The following is a 13,344-nucleotide window of genomic DNA, read 5'->3' as shown; positions in this document are numbered from 1 at the left end:
GATTTTCTAGTTTTGCTTGACGAGTATAAGAAGGTAGCGATAAAATCTATAGGACGGCTATTGTTTAGCATCTCATTCTCAATAGCTGTCCTTTTTGTTTTTATGATCATATAAATAAAAAATAAACAGCCAATTGATCTCAATCGGCTGAATTTTGTCGACTAAAAAAGCATGATTTAAAATATTTTAAGAAATGATGGGTTGAAAATTGATATGAACTGGTTGGGACAAATATTAGGTAGCGAATGGCACATCTCTCCTGCTGGAGGCGCTACGGGAGATGCGTACTTCGCAACACACAATGACCAAAAGCTATTTTTAAAACGCAATACGTCACCGTTTCTTGCGGTTTTGTCAGCTGAAGGCATTGTGCCGAAGCTTGTCTGGACAAAACGGATGGAAAATGGGGATGTCATTACTGCGCAGCACTGGCTGAGCGGCAGAGAGCTGAAGCCAAAGGACATGAATGACCGTCCTGTAGCGGAGCAGCTAAGAAAAATTCATACATCAAAAGAGCTGCTCGATATGCTGAAACGATTAGAAAAGCACTCGCTTGACCCGGCATCGATCTTGATGCATCTCAAGGCATCGATCTTAAAAGAGCAGATTGACTCACATGATATCACGCGTGCTATCCAGTATTTAGAGAAACATGTGGAGGCAGTTCATTTCGAGGATAAGGTCGTATGCCATTGTGACCTCAACCATAATAATTGGCTGCTGACAGATGAAAATCAGCTCTTTTTAATTGATTGGGATGGGGCAATGATTGCAGATCCAGCGATTGATCTTGGACCGCTCTTATACCATTATGTTGAAGAAGAGAACTGGGAAAGCTGGCTCTCTATGTATGGTGCTCCGCTGACTGACAACTTGCGAAAACGCATGGCATGGTATGTGCTGGCTGAAACCGTATCGTTTGTCGTTTGGCATAAAAGAAAAGGAAATGAAAAGGCGCAAAAAGAAGTGCAAGCCGAGCTACATGCACTCTTAAAACGGTTAAACATCCATTAAGACAGTGGAATGTTCTCGACCCAGTCAGATAGATGCGATTGATGCGCTTCGATATGTGCATCAATTGAACTGACAGAAGTGCCTTTTTGGCTGTAATCATAAATATCGGTTAGTAGCTGACGAACGTCAGCATCCAAATCTTCTTTTGCCAGCATTAATTGAATCACTCGTCCCACCTGTTCATATTCTGCAACAGTCCCGCAGCAATCCAGCTGGTGATCAGTTAAAATATCTTTGATTAATTGAAGCTGATGTTGGCGGTTTAATCCCATACGTATGCTCCTTTCAAGCGTGTCATTTATGTGGTTAAACTGTGCATTCAGCTTTGATTTTATACATGAAGCAGACCAGCCCAAATAGCAGCTGGTCTTTTTCATATGTGCGGATAAGTTGCTGTCTTGCGGCTCTTTATGTTTCATGGTATCTTGATAAAATGTAAAGAAAATAGAGGTGTATCAAATTGAGAATGCGACATAAACCGTGGGCGGATGATTACTTAGCTGAAAATGCTCATATTGCTTTAGCCAACCCTGAACAATACAAAGGGAAATGGCATGAGCTGTTTGGAAATGATCATCCAATCCATATCGAAGTCGGTACAGGAAAAGGGAGTTTTATTGCCGGAATGGGCAAGCTTCATCCTGAGATAAACTATATCGGCATTGAATTATTTAAAAGTGTCATTGTGACGGCAGTCGATAAAATCAAAGAAACAGATGTAGAAAACGTAAAGCTTCTAAACATCAACGCAGAGACACTGACAGATGTCTTTGCGGAAAATGAGATTGATCGGGTGTATTTAAACTTCTCTGATCCGTGGCCAAAATCAAGGCATGAAAAACGGAGATTGACATTTAAAGCTTTTTTAAAGCGATATGAACAGATCCTCCGTCCAGGCGGTGAATTACATTTCAAAACCGATAACCGCGGACTATTTGAATATTCCTTGAAAAGCTTTTCGTCTTACGGACTCCTTTTAACGTATGTGAGCCTTGATTTACATGAGGATGGTCTCGAAGGAAATGTCATGACAGAATATGAAGAGAAATTCTCTTCCATGGGACAACCGATCTATCGATCAGAAGTAAAATTCCCTGAATAAAAAGCGAACAAAGCTGGCTGCAACGAACGATTGCGGTCAGCTTTTTTGATGAAAAGATTAGCACATGCGATTTTCCTTTGTATTTGCTACGATAGAAAAAGGAGGGATGACAGCAATGGAGACAATGAAAATAGGTGAAATGGAACTGTTCTGGTTAAATGGGGGAGATACACACATGGATGGCGGTGCCATGTTTGGCGTGGTGCCAAAGCCATTATGGTCAAAAAAATACCCTGTGAATGATCGAAATCAAATTGAATTACGGTGTGATCCAATGCTCATACGGTGGAACGGTCTTCATCTGTTAGTAGATTCCGGCATCGGGTCAGGGAAGCTGACAGAGAAACAAAAACGCAATTATGGCGTCACAGAGGAAACGAAAATAGAAGAATCACTTGCGGCTCTCGGTTTGCGCCCATCTGATATAGATTACGTCTTAATGACTCATTTGCATTTTGATCATGCAAGCGGGCTGACAAAACGTGAAGGCGATGAGCTCGTGTCTGTTTTTCAGCAGGCAAAAATCATCACGTCCAAAATTGAATGGGACGAAATGAGAGCGCCGAACATCCGCTCAAGAAATACATATTGGAAAGAAAACTGGGAGCCTGTTGCCGATCAAGTCATGACATTTGAAGATAGCATCGAAGTAACAGAAGGCATCCGCCTGCATCATACAGGCGGACATAGCGATGGGCATAGCATCTTAACGCTCACAAGTCAGGGAGAAACGGCTATACATTTAGCGGATATCATGCCGACACACGCTCATAAAAACCCGCTATGGGTCTTGGCATACGATGATTATCCAATGACCTCGATCCCAGCGAAGCAAAAATGGCAGGCATTCGCCGAAGAAAACAATGCATGGTACTTGTTTTATCATGATGCCATCTACCGTGCTGTAAAGTGGGATGAAGACGGGGCAATGACCCATGAGGTCAAAAGAGAAACCGGAAGATAAAAGATCATCTGTATGTTTTTTCGCCTTTCACACAAAATAACGACAAAATGAACTTGTGAAAGGAAGAGTGCAGGTGAATCAATTTTATCGTGTACATGGTGATGTCATCGAGACACCGTTAAGAGGGATGGAAGTCATGTCTGTCCCTTATTTAAACAAAGGGGTCGCATTTACAAAGGAAGAGCGGGAAGAGCTTGGGTTAAAGGGATTTCTGCCGCCGAAGGTGTTAACACTAGAGGATCAAGCAAAGCGTGCATATGAGCAGTTCAAAGCACAGCCAGACGCACTTGGGAAAAATGTCTATTTAACTGCGCTTCATGACAGAAATGAAGTGCTCTTTTATAAATTATTAAATGAGCATTTGGCAGAAATGCTGCCGATTGTTTACACACCGACCGTAGGAACAGCGATTCAGCGTTACAGCCACGAGTATAGAAAGCCAAGAGGAATTTATTTATCTATTGATGACCTAGAAGGAATGGAAGAAATTTTTGCATCTTACGGAGTGGATGAATCAATTGATCTCATTGTCGCAACAGATGCAGAAGGAATTTTAGGCATCGGCGACTGGGGTGTTGGCGGAATTGCCATTTCAGTCGGGAAGCTGGCTGTTTATACAGCCGCAGCAGGTATTGATCCTAGCCGTGTGCTGGCAGTGGTGCTTGATGCTGGGACCAACCAGGAAAGCCTTTTAAATGATCCGCTTTATGTGGGAAATCAGCACTCCCGCGTTCGAGGAGAGCGCTATGATCAGTTTATTGATCAATATGTTGAGCTTGCCCGTGCGACTTTTCCAAATGCACTTCTTCACTGGGAAGACTTCGGTACAAAAAATGCGCGCGCCATTTTGGAAAAATATAAGGACCGTATTTGTACGTTTAATGATGATATTCAAGGAACTGGAGCCGTCTCACTTGCTGCCGTTCTGGCTTGTGCAAAAGCATCGAAGGTTCCGCTGAAAGATCACCGAATCGTGATCTTTGGAGCAGGTACAGCAGGGATTGGTATAGCCGAGCAAATTCGTGATGCCATCGTGCGAGATGGTGTCAAAGAAGAGGAATCATATGATCATTTCTGGTGTATTGATAAAACGGGACTGCTCACAGATGATTCACCTGACATTCAGCCATTCCAAAAGCCGTATGCAAGACGTTCTGATGAAGTGAAGGACTATGCACGTAATGGTCCAAAGCATTCAATTGATTTGTTAGAGGTCGTGAAGCAGGCGAAACCTACGATCTTAATTGGTACCTCAACTGTAGGTGGGGCATTTACAGAGGAAATAGTGAAAGAAATGGCGTCACATGTAGAGCGGCCAGCGATTTTACCGATGTCTAACCCAACACCTCTTTCAGAGGCAAAGCCAGAAGATCTCATTGAGTGGACAGAAGGACGTGCGCTTGTCACAACGGGAAGCCCGTTTGATCCAGTTGAATATGGCGGTGTGACATATGAAATTGGGCAGGCAAATAATGCCCTTGTGTTTCCAGGGCTTGGTCTTGGAACGATTGTGTGTAAAGCCCGCCTCATGACAGACAGCATGTTTGTTGCGAGTGCTGAAGCGATTGCGAGCATGGTCAATGTCGGAAAACCGGGTGCTGCGATGCTTCCAAGTGTTGATCAGCTTCGAACAGTTTCAGCGACAGTGGCTGTCCGTGTGGCACAAGCAGCGATTGACGAAGGAATTGCGGAAGAAACCCCTGATGATCTCATTCAGGCTGTGCAAGACGCCATGTGGCACCCTGTATACAAAAAAATCAAAGCCATCTAAAAAAAGCTTCGCAAGGACTTGTCTTTGCGAAGCTTTCTTAATTAAGCAACAGAATCAATGACATCAACGATCATGCCTGTTTTTGCATCAATCATGACTTCATACTGTTCAAGCTCGCCAAAGGCGGAGCGTGTAATGCCAGATTTGTACACATCAATCGTTTCACCATTTACGGTATACGGTTCAGGTACAGTATAAATCCAAGAGCCATCAATCGGGCCGCGCTGTTTAAAAGCGGATTTCACAATTTTTAACGCTTTTTCAGACGAGATATACGTCGGGAAAAAGACTTTCTTTGCAACAATTGCAGCGGCTACGCCAATACTCGCACCAATCAGAACATGTTTTAACTTCAACGTGCTGCACCTCCGTATTGCTGTTTTTTCCATTATACAAAACTTGTCCAGCGATGTTAAGAAATCCGAATACTTGAAAGCATATTCAAAATTTCTGGAGAGATACTTGGAAAACCGAAAGAATTCTTATAGTATAAAGTGAGTGTTATTTTTATAGGAATTTATATGGTCATTACATAGAAATGAGGGTAACTGTCAAATGAACGAAGAAACAATGTCGCTTTTCCGAAATTTAACAGAACTACAGGGGACTCCAGGTAATGAGCACCATGTGCGTGCTTTTATGAAAAAGGAACTTGAGAAATATTCCGATGAACTCATACAGGATCGTCTTGGCGGAGTGTTTGGTGTCCGCAAAGGTCCAGAGAAGGCACCTAAGATTATGGTGGCTGGTCATATGGATGAAGTCGGCTTTATGGTGTCATCCATTACGAAAAATGGAATGATTCGTTTTCAAACACTTGGCGGCTGGTGGAGTCAAGTGATGCTTGCGCAGCGCGTGGATGTTCATACGGATCACGGACCAATTCCGGGAGTTGTATCGAGCACACCTCCTCACCTTCTGACACCAGAACAAAAAAGCAAACCAGTAAAACCGTCAGATATGCTCATTGATATTGGTGCAGACAGTGAAGAAGAAGCGAAAGAGCTTGGCGTCCGCCCAGGGCAGCAAATCGTTCCTGCAACGGTCTTTACCCCAATGGCCAATCCAAAAAAGATTTTAGCCAAAGCTTGGGATAACCGCTATGGGTGCGGACTTGCCATTGAATTATTGAAAGAATTAAAAGACGAAACCCTCTCATGTCAATTGTATTCAGGTGCAACCGTACAAGAGGAAGTAGGGCTCAGAGGGGCTGAGGTAGCTGCGAATATGATTCAGCCGGATCTGTTCTTTGCTCTAGATGCGAGTCCTGCAAATGATGTGACGGGAGACAAATCACAATTTGGCCAGCTTGGAAAAGGTGCACTTCTTCGTATTTATGATCGCACGATGATTACGCACCGAGGCATGAGAGAATTTGTCCTCGATACAGCCGAAACAAACAATATTCCATATCAATATTTCGTATCGCCGGGCGGTACGGATGCTGGACGTGTTCATATCTCAAATCAAGGTGTACCGTCTGCTGTTATTGGTGTATGTGCGCGTTACATTCATACAAGTCACTCTGTCTTGCATGTGGACGATTATGCAGCGGCAAAAGAATTAATTGTTCGTCTTGTGAAAAATTGTGATCAAAGCACGGTGGATTCGATTTATCAACAAGTGTAAACGATAAGAAAAAGGCTGCCTCTTTTAAGAGCACAGCCTTCAGCGTGTAGAAGCTGGTGCTCACGAATGTGAAATTCGCTCCGTGCCAGTACTCGTCCTTCCTAGTGCTGCAAAGGTTTTCTATCACGCTGAAAAGAAGACAAAGGGCTAAAATAAAGTTCATTTTAGCCCTTTGTCAATAATATGAAGGCTGTCTCATTAAGAGCACAGCCTTTTTCTTATTCCTGTTCAAACACGTATGACAACGCCTTAATCGCTTGATTCACTGTTTCGACAGTGATATTTGCTTTGTTTGATAGTTCCTTTAGTGGATGATGTAATTCTTTAGGACGAATCAAAATAAGGGGTTTTCCTTTGGCGATGGCAGAAGAAGCATCCATTGCAGTATTCCACTGTTTATATTTCTCACCAAAGCGGGCGATGACGACGTCTGCCTTATTTAATAATAGTTCGGTGCGGAAATTGTTCAAATCAGAAGCCGCATCGTCTTTCAAGATGGCATTTGGCTGCCCGCCTAAAATATCTTCTCCGATGTTATCTGATCGGTCATGATTCTCCATTGGACCAACAAACGTCACTGGGAGTTTCAACGACTGGCTTTTTTCCTTAATTTCATCGCGCCACTGGCTATGAATTTCTCCAGCTAAATAAACCGTTAATTGCATAACAATCTCCTCCTTGTGCACAAACTTAGTAAAGGTTTGCCCTGTTTCTTTTCATGTTACACAAGAAGTGCTTGATAAAGCAAAAAAAATATGATTATGATATTCATGGTAGAGACTATTTTTCATCGTAAGAAGACTACATATAATGGGAAGGACAGGCCTCTTCGTCTTTCCTATGAGAAAGCAGGAAGACGACGTTGATGACTTATTTAAAAAGAAAGGGTATTTCCCTTTCGCCAAAGGTGTATTTTATTGATGCACTCTCTTATATGGCTTTAGGTCTATTTGCTACATTAGTGGTAGGGCTGATTTTAAAAACAGCAGGCGGCCTGTTATCATTTCCTCTCATCGTGGAAATGGGAACGCTCGCAATGGGGCTGATGGGACCAGCAATTGGCGTAGCGGTTGCTTATCGCTTAAACGCTTCTCCTTTAATTATTTTCGCAAGTGTTGTTTCAGGTGCCGCTGGAGCAGAGCTTGGGGGACCTGCTGGAAGCTTCGTGGCTGCTCTCATTGGTGTGGAATTAGGCAAACTGATCAGTGGTGAGACAAGAATTGATATTATTTTAACGCCGCTTGTGACCATTATCACAGGTTTTCTCACCGCTGCTTTCATCGGCCCTGGGATTCAGGCGGTGATGACAGGGCTCGGCAGGCTGATCGTATGGGGGACTGATCAAAGTCCACTCATCATGGGCATGCTGGTTGCAACCATTGTTGGACTTGCTCTTAGCTCACCGATTTCAAGCGCTGCGCTTGCGCTGATGCTTGATTTAAGCGGTCTTGCTGCTGGTGCGGCAACGATTGGCTGCTGTGCGCAGATGGTCGGCTTTGCTGCTGCAGGATTTAGAGAAAATCGTTTTGGCGGTCTTGCTGCGGTAGGCATTGGAACATCAAAACTACAGCTGCCGAACATTGTGAAAAATCCGCTCATTCTCATTCCGCCGACGATTGCAGGACTGATTCTTGCGCCAATTGGTATTATTGGCTTTGGGATGGTCAATAATGCGGCAGGAGCGGGTATGGGAACGAGCGGTCTTGTCGGCCAGCTCATGACACTCACAGTCATGGGATTTCATCCATCCGTTTTCCTCGCAATTGCTCTTTTGCATATCGTTGGCCCGGCAGTGATTAGTTTGGTAGTATCAGAATGGATGAGAAAGAAAGGCTATATACAATTCGGAGATTTAAGTATACAAACTGGAGGAATCAAACATGAAAAAAATTGAATCAAACGAAGAATTACAAAAAGTGATTCAAGAAGACTTAACCGTATTACTATTTTCAGCTGACTGGTGCCCTGACTGCACATTTATTGAGCCGTTTTTGCCAGAGCTTGAAGCAAACTATCCAGAATTTGAATACTTCTATGTGGATAGAGATCAGTTCATCGACACTTGTGCAGAGTGGGAAATTTACGGAATTCCAAGCTTTTTAGTCTTTAAAAACGGACAAGAGATCAACCGTTTTGTCAGCAAAGATCGTAAGACAAAGGAAGAGATTGAAGCATTTTTAACAGATTCTCTTTCTAAATAACGAAAGGAGGGTCTTATCATGGCGAAAATGACATCAAGACAGCTTGCCAATCAATTGAAAAGCCGTCTGACGAACGACAGCTGGACCCACCAGTTTGACAGGGAAAAAGATACGCTTCGTGTGGAAGATAAACATACAGGAAAGGGCATCACGCTTGAGCTCCCGCCGATTATTGCAAAGTGGGAAGTAAAGCCTGATGAAACACTGGATGAGATCGTTTATTATGTGAAAGAGGCGCTCAGCGCTATGAAAGGTGAAGCGCAGCACATCTCAGGTAAAGAGAAGCACATTTATCCGGTCATTCGTTCAACGTCCTTTCCAGAAACATCAAGTGATAAGATTCCGCTCGTTTTTGATGAGCATACAGCAGAGACAAGAATCTACTATGCACTTGACCTTGGAAGCACCTACAGATTAATTGACGAGAAGATGCTGCAAAAGGAAAACTGGACAAAAGAACGAATCAGAGAAACCGCAAGTTTTAACGTCCGTTCACTAAAGACTGTCGTGAAAATGGATGAAGTGGCGGGCAACCGTTTTTATTTCTTCCGTGCAAACGACGGGTACGATGCAAGCAGAATATTAAATGAATCGATTTTACAAGAATACGCGCAAAAAGTAGAGGGGCAAATGGCTATTTCCGTTCCCCATCAAGATGTGTTCATCATTGCAGATGTACGCAATGAATCAGGCTATGATATTTTAGGGCAAATGTCGATGAGCTTCTTCGCCAGTGGCACGGTTCCGATTACGGCCTTGTCATTTTTATATGACGAAGGCAAGCTTGAACCGATCTTTATTCTTGCAAAAAGCAGACCAAAACAGCAGTAGAAGGGAATTTTGAAGAATGAACGTTTTTTATAATGCAGAAGGTGTCGGCGATACACTCCTTATTTCATTGAAAGATGTAACAAGAGAAGAAGTAGGTCATGAAACGTTTGGAGATGTCGTAAGAATCTTCAATCAAGACACAAAAGAAACAACAGGTTTTAATATTTTCAATGCATCTACTTACATGAAAATTGATGAAAACGGATCTGTACCGCTTTCTGAAACGCTTGTTCAAGATATCAATGAAATTTTGAACCGCAACGGTGTCAGTGAAACATTAACAGTTGATCTATCACCTAAGTTTGTGGTCGGTTATGTGAAGGAAAAAGAAAAACATCCGAATGCAGATAAACTGAACATTTGCCAAGTAGATGTTGGCGATGAAACCTTACAAATCGTGTGCGGTGCACCAAACGTTGATCAAGGTCAATATGTTGTGGTTGCAAAGGTTGGTGCTGTGATGCCGAGCGGTTTGGTGATCAAAGATGCTGAACTAAGAGGTGTTCCTTCAAGCGGAATGATTTGTTCTGCAAAAGAATTAGATCTTCCGAATGCGCCTGCTGAAAAAGGGATCCTTGTTCTAGAAGGAAGCCGCCAAGCTGGCGAACCATTTGAAGCGTAACCTCCCATAAACGGGTACAAATGAGCGAAGAATGTGTTATACCAAAAGTCACTAAGTATGTACTTAGTGACTTTTTTTCATCTACAGACAGCATGAACAGCAAAGTGTAGCACTTTTCTCGCTTTTCTGCATGAAAAAGCAATGGTATACTAAAAATCGCCCAAGAAAACGTAAGGGGAGTTAAAGTGAGTGATAAATGATGAGTTGGTTAGATAAATTTTTTAGTGTATTTTTAGGAGAAGAAAAAAAAGAAGAAAAAGCTGAGAGGCCTGAAACAGGTCCGATTGCACCAAAGCAGCCAGCTGTTGAACAGCATAAAGAATATAAAAAAGTTGAAGATACGAAAGTGTATTATGAATATCCAAAAGGCAATTTCCGCTTTCCTCTCGTTCCAGATGAACCTGCACGTGAGGCAGCAAAGCAGCAAGAAAGAAGGCGCACGCGGCCAAGTCAGCCAAAGGCAAAGCAGACGACCTATCAGCCAAAACAAACGGTGCAGCCTGATCTCAATAAAAAGCCTTTTAAACCAGAGCAAATCCCTTCACCCATCTATGGCTACCACCAGGATATGCGTCCAAAACATGCAGCAGCCAAAGAAGACACATCTTCTGTCAAAATGAAATCCGCAGAAGAAACGTCACAGCGTGTCACACTGTTATCAGAAGAAGCAGAGCGTGAACGGAATGTAAGACAGCAAATGAACATCCCGTCTATACGAAAAGAACAACGGTTGGAAGACATGATGTCAGCCCAAACAGAAGAACAAGTAGAGAAGCAACCTGTCACGACGCCGTTTACTTTGCAAGAGGAACTCGCTTATCAAGATCATGTTCAATCAACGATGGAACGTTTATATGACGAGCCTTTCAGTGAGACAGAGGATCAAGATCAAGCTTTGTCACAGACCAAAGACGATCGGGAAGCATTCTTACATATGGAGCAAGCTGAAGCATCTAAAGAGCCTCTAGAGATGGAGCAAGAACAGGCAGTCACCGTTGAACAAGAAGAGCCGATGATTCCGCTTGAAGATGATGCTGAGAAAAAAGAGAGCTTTACATTTGAAACAGCTGAAAGCGCATCACCAGCACTCGACATGGAGATAGAAAGCCCAGTAGAAGAAACTGCGGTGCTGGAAGAGAAGAACATAGAGGCTATGGAAGAAACAACAGAGGCTGCATGGATAGAAGAAAGTCAAGCAGACGTGTCAGCGGCAGCATTTGAACATGAAGAACCGGTGATCATACAGGATTCGCAAGATGATGATTCTATGCCGGAAGAAGAAATAACAGATGATGAAGTCATGCCAGTTGAAGAAGCATCAGATGAATTCGCTGACTCTGGGCAAGCAGAGATCGCCGCGGATATGGCAGAGCAGCATGAAGAAACGCCCGAAGTAAAACGAGAAGCACCGAATCGTGAAGAACCAAAACCGTCTTCTCCACAGCCAAAGCGCTCAAGCGGTCAAACCTCCACCGTTCCTTTTAACGTCATGATGTTAAAAAGTGATCAGCGCGTGCAAGGACAGAAGAAAACGGCAGATGCACAAGGATATGTATTTCCTAGTTTAGCCCTTTTAGACGTTCCGCCAGCACAAAAAGAAGAGGACGGAACATGGGTGAAAGAACGGGCAGAACTGCTCAATGCCACACTGAAAAACTTCAATGTCAGAGCAAGTGTTGTTCATGTGACGCAAGGTCCTTCTGTTACAAGATTTGAAGTGCATCCTGAACCAGGCGTGAAAGTGAACAAAATTACAAACCTGTCAGATGATATCAAACTCAGTTTGTCTGCAAAAGATATTCGAATCGAAGCGCCGATTCCTGGGAAGAACACGATTGGAATCGAAGTGCCGAACCTTCACAGTAAAATGGTTTTCTTGAGAGAAATGATCAGAAGCAGTGCCTTTAGAGACAATCCATCTCCATTAACGGCGGCGCTCGGATTGGATATTTCCGGTCAGCCCGTTGTGGTTGATTTGCAAAAAATGCCGCACGGCTTAATTGCTGGAGCAACAGGTTCAGGGAAAAGTGTCTGTATTAATACCATTCTCGTGAGCCTGATGTTTAAAGCCTCACCTGATGAAGTGAAAATGCTGTTAATCGACCCTAAAATGGTCGAACTCGCGCCGTATAATCACATTCCGCATCTTGTGAGCCCAGTTATTACTGATGCCAAGACAGCAACAGCTGCCCTGAAATGGGTAGTAGATGAAATGGAAAGACGCTACGAACTGTTTGCACACTCTGGTGTGAGAGAAATCAAACGATTTAACGAACTGGTGAAAGAAAAACAAATGGGTGAAAAACTGCCATATCTCGTCGTTGTCATCGATGAGCTGGCTGATTTAATGATGGTCGCACCAAATGAAGTCGAAGAAAGCATTTGCCGAATTGCCCAAAAAGCAAGAGCATGCGGGATTCACTTACTCATTGCGACGCAAAGACCTTCTGTTGATGTCATTACAGGCCTCATTAAAGCAAACATCCCAACAAGAATTGCTTTCTCTGTTTCAAGCCAAGTGGATTCAAGAACCATCATTGATATGGCAGGTGCTGAAAAGCTTCTCGGAAAAGGAGACATGCTGTTCTTAGAAAATGGCTCTGGCAAACCGACAAGGTTACAAGGGAACTTTGTATCAGATCGAGAGATTGATGAAGTGGTAGCGCATGTGAGAAAACAGCGCAAACCTGTGTTCCTTTTTGAACAGGAAGAATTGATGCTCCAAGGCTCTGCCATTACAGACGAAGATGAATTGTTTATGGACGCATGCAGATTTGCCATCGAGCAAAATAGTGCAAGTACATCCAGTTTGCAAAGAAGGTTTAGAATTGGCTACAATCGAGCAGCGAGATTGATTGATATGATGGAACGTGAAGGGATGATCTCTGGTGCAAAAGGTAGTAAGCCAAGAGAGGTCCTCATGACACTGAGTGACTTAGAACAATTGATCTAAACAAACCACTTCATTTTTTTGATAAACATGGTATGATAGCACATAGGTGCAATTTTTGAATTGGACGCTTTTCGCATGCCTGTCTGAACGCTTTTTAATGAAAATGAGCGAAAGCAGGTGTTAGAAATGGGAAAGTTGTCGGATACTAATCATAGTTAATATTGATTAGAATAGGAAGATCGGAAAAAAATCTTTATTTGGAGCTGCGATTTGTGATCAGCTAGAGACAAAAATCACAAGTTGCAAATTGAAATGAG

At 43.1% G+C, this 13,344-nt stretch carries 13 protein-coding genes; 10 read left to right on the top strand and 3 right to left on the bottom strand.

The features are described 5' to 3' along the window. Positions 1 to 213: 213 nt before the first annotated feature. Positions 214 to 1,014, top strand: coding sequence for a phosphotransferase family protein (locus tag MHI41_RS13635; RefSeq protein WP_205627782.1), 801 nt, complete (start codon positions 214 to 216; stop codon positions 1,012 to 1,014). On the opposite strand, the gene MHI41_RS13630 is transcribed toward MHI41_RS13635, so the two are convergent. Then, positions 1,011 to 1,286, bottom strand: coding sequence for a YtzH-like family protein (locus tag MHI41_RS13630; protein ID WP_024719286.1), 276 nt, complete (start codon positions 1,284 to 1,286; stop codon positions 1,011 to 1,013). The genes MHI41_RS13635 and MHI41_RS13630 overlap by 4 nt on opposite strands. Positions 1,287 to 1,474: 188 nt before the next feature. Here MHI41_RS13630 and trmB point away from each other — a divergent pair, with 188 nt between their 5' ends. The 3 genes from trmB to MHI41_RS13615 all read left to right on the top strand — a co-directional run bounded on the left by trmB (position 1,475) and on the right by MHI41_RS13615 (position 4,851). Continuing rightward, positions 1,475 to 2,116 (top strand): tRNA (guanosine(46)-N7)-methyltransferase TrmB, encoded by a 642-nt coding sequence (gene trmB / locus MHI41_RS13625; RefSeq protein ID WP_025207815.1) that lies wholly within the window; start codon positions 1,475 to 1,477, stop codon positions 2,114 to 2,116. A 115-nt stretch (positions 2,117 to 2,231) separates the two neighbouring features. After that, positions 2,232 to 3,080, top strand: coding sequence for an MBL fold metallo-hydrolase (locus MHI41_RS13620; RefSeq protein ID WP_008343041.1), 849 nt, complete (start codon positions 2,232 to 2,234; stop codon positions 3,078 to 3,080). Positions 3,081 to 3,153: 73 nt separating this feature from the next. Continuing rightward, on the top strand, positions 3,154 to 4,851 hold the full coding sequence (locus MHI41_RS13615; RefSeq protein ID WP_008343042.1) for an NAD-dependent malic enzyme: 1,698 nt from the start codon (positions 3,154 to 3,156) through the stop codon (positions 4,849 to 4,851). A 41-nt stretch (positions 4,852 to 4,892) separates the two neighbouring features. Here MHI41_RS13615 and MHI41_RS13610 read toward each other — a convergent pair whose 3' ends face one another. After that, positions 4,893 to 5,207 carry a PepSY domain-containing protein gene (locus MHI41_RS13610; protein WP_003217759.1) on the bottom strand — a complete coding sequence of 105 codons (315 nt, stop codon included), beginning with the start codon at positions 5,205 to 5,207 and terminating at the stop codon, positions 4,893 to 4,895. 199 nt (positions 5,208 to 5,406) lie between these two features. Here MHI41_RS13610 and MHI41_RS13605 point away from each other — a divergent pair, with 199 nt between their 5' ends. Further along, complete coding sequence (locus tag MHI41_RS13605) at positions 5,407 to 6,480, top strand: M42 family metallopeptidase (protein WP_159159894.1); 1,074 nt, start codon at positions 5,407 to 5,409, stop codon at positions 6,478 to 6,480. A gap of 218 nt (positions 6,481 to 6,698) precedes the next feature. Here MHI41_RS13605 and MHI41_RS13600 read toward each other — a convergent pair whose 3' ends face one another. After that, entirely contained in the window at positions 6,699 to 7,145 is a 447-nt protein-coding gene (locus MHI41_RS13600) for a YtoQ family protein (RefSeq protein WP_007501817.1), read from the bottom strand. Positions 7,146 to 7,345: 200 nt separating this feature from the next. On the opposite strand from MHI41_RS13600, the gene MHI41_RS13595 reads away from it, so the two are divergent. The 5 genes from MHI41_RS13595 to MHI41_RS13575 all read left to right on the top strand — a co-directional run bounded on the left by MHI41_RS13595 (position 7,346) and on the right by MHI41_RS13575 (position 13,087). After that, positions 7,346 to 8,374 carry a PTS sugar transporter subunit IIC gene (locus MHI41_RS13595; protein WP_019743715.1) on the top strand — a complete coding sequence of 343 codons (1,029 nt, stop codon included), beginning with the start codon at positions 7,346 to 7,348 and terminating at the stop codon, positions 8,372 to 8,374. Beyond that, the gene (locus tag MHI41_RS13590) at positions 8,361 to 8,681 is read left to right on the top strand and encodes a thioredoxin family protein (protein ID WP_003217665.1); all 321 of its coding nucleotides are present in this window, start codon (positions 8,361 to 8,363) and stop codon (positions 8,679 to 8,681) included. Before MHI41_RS13595 ends, MHI41_RS13590 begins: the two co-directional genes overlap by 14 nt. 18 nt (positions 8,682 to 8,699) lie before the next feature. Further along, a complete protein-coding gene (locus MHI41_RS13585) occupies positions 8,700 to 9,512 on the top strand; it encodes a DUF1444 domain-containing protein (protein ID WP_007501814.1) in 813 nt (270 codons plus the stop codon). 16 nt (positions 9,513 to 9,528) lie between these two features. After that, the gene (ytpR, locus tag MHI41_RS13580; RefSeq protein ID WP_050827573.1) at positions 9,529 to 10,134 is read left to right on the top strand and encodes a YtpR family tRNA-binding protein; all 606 of its coding nucleotides are present in this window, start codon (positions 9,529 to 9,531) and stop codon (positions 10,132 to 10,134) included. Between the two features lie 196 nt (positions 10,135 to 10,330). Beyond that, on the top strand, positions 10,331 to 13,087 hold the full coding sequence (locus tag MHI41_RS13575; RefSeq protein ID WP_318010717.1) for a DNA translocase FtsK: 2,757 nt from the start codon (positions 10,331 to 10,333) through the stop codon (positions 13,085 to 13,087). Positions 13,088 to 13,344 lie beyond the last annotated feature (257 nt).

Origin of the sequence: Bacillus sp. FSL M7-0307 (assembly GCF_038627835.1) — a bacterium.
Taxonomy (GTDB): domain Bacteria; phylum Bacillota; class Bacilli; order Bacillales; family Bacillaceae; genus Bacillus; species Bacillus altitudinis.
Note: the sequence above shows the minus strand (reverse complement) of the source record. Positions and strands in the feature narration are given on the sequence as shown.